This window comes from Shigella sp. FC1967, assembly GCF_001743005.1.
Lineage (GTDB): Bacteria > Pseudomonadota > Gammaproteobacteria > Enterobacterales > Enterobacteriaceae > Proteus.
Window position 1 is genome coordinate 1 of sequence record NZ_MIIZ01000229.1, and the last position, 262, is coordinate 262.

The 262-nt window shown below is 39.7% G+C and carries 1 protein-coding gene; it reads left to right on the top strand.

What is annotated here, in order from left to right; translation table 11 throughout:
• Window positions 1-262 (top strand): hypothetical protein (locus BHE89_RS02145; protein WP_171742430.1); only part of this gene is annotated, 262 nt, incomplete at both ends.

The window sequence follows — 262 nt, forward strand, 5'->3', positions numbered from 1 at the left end:
GGGAGAACACCAGCCTCTTTCGAACCTTCTATTGATTATGTTGTGACAAAAATTCCTCGTTTTAACTTTGAAAAATTTGCAGGGACAAATGACCGATTAACCACGCAAATGAAATCTGTTGGCGAAGTGATGGCAATAGGTAGAACACAACAAGAATCCTTACAAAAAGCGTTACGAGGTCTTGAAGTTGGGGCGACAGGATTCGATCCTAAAGTTGATTTAGATGACCCTGAAGCATTAACAAAAATTCGTCGTGAACTAA